This window comes from Neisseria sp. HMSC70E02, from assembly GCF_001838645.1.
In the GTDB taxonomy this organism is placed as follows: domain Bacteria; phylum Pseudomonadota; class Gammaproteobacteria; order Burkholderiales; family Neisseriaceae; genus Neisseria; species Neisseria macacae.
In genome coordinates, this window is the sequence record NZ_KV838068.1 from 35782 (window position 1) to 36491 (window position 710).

Annotated in this window: 2 protein-coding genes; one reads left to right on the forward strand and one right to left on the reverse strand. The window is 40.7% G+C overall.

The features are described from left to right. Positions 1–80 precede the first annotated feature (80 nt). Complete coding sequence (locus tag HMPREF3277_RS02055; RefSeq protein ID WP_246830748.1) at positions 81–521, forward strand: methionine ABC transporter permease; 441 nt, start codon at positions 81–83, stop codon at positions 519–521. Here HMPREF3277_RS02055 and HMPREF3277_RS15150 read toward each other — a convergent pair. Next, a partial coding sequence (locus tag HMPREF3277_RS15150) for a hypothetical protein (protein ID WP_210401145.1) occupies positions 511–710 on the reverse strand: 200 nt, incomplete at its 5' end. The genes HMPREF3277_RS02055 and HMPREF3277_RS15150 overlap by 11 nt on opposite strands.

A 710-nucleotide genomic window follows, 5' to 3' on the forward strand; every position in this document is an offset into this window, starting at 1 on the left:
CGTACTGGTTTAAAGTTAATCCACTATAGAATCGATAAATTAATCACATTGCACTATGACTATATTAAAAAAGGAATATGATGAATCAGCCTAAAATTAAAGCATATTGGAAATCTGCCGCTATGCTGCTGGTTGCATTTGGCGTACAAACACTCTTGTTTTTATTATTGCTTTACATGTATGTTTTAGATAAAGGAAATCCGTCCGTTTTAGAGATATTGAGCAGTGTTTTGATTTTCACTGCCCATGCTCTGCCCGCGATGCTGCTATGCACCCTTGTCGCGAAACGTTTGTGCTTGCGGCGCAGTGTAGCAGGAACGCTGTTGTTTGCATTACTTTCAGCGGCAGGTGTGTTACTTACGATTGCGGCATCTGAAGGGATATTGATGCTGATATATCAGCGTTCAACGACATTGGATTGGCAAATATACACCGGAGTTGGAATAATGGGTGCAATTGCAGGCGCGATTGCTTCTTTGCTGTTGCCGAGGTCGTCTGAAAGCAAATCCCTCAATAAATAGTGACATAGTTTTGACGATTGTATTTTGGATAGATATTTGCGCTATAGACTAAAGGTCGTCTGAAACTTAGTTTCAGACGACCTTTTTCCTTAATAAAGATGGACAGTTTGCCTTCTATACACCCCGATGAACTAGCCTGAGACCTTTGTAAAATCCCCCAAAATCCCCTAAATTCCCACCAAGACATTT

Coding starts and splice junctions, on each gene's coding strand:
- HMPREF3277_RS02055 (WP_246830748.1), top strand. CDS start 81: ATGAATCAGCCTAAAATTAAAGCATATTGGAAATCTGCCGCTATGCTG.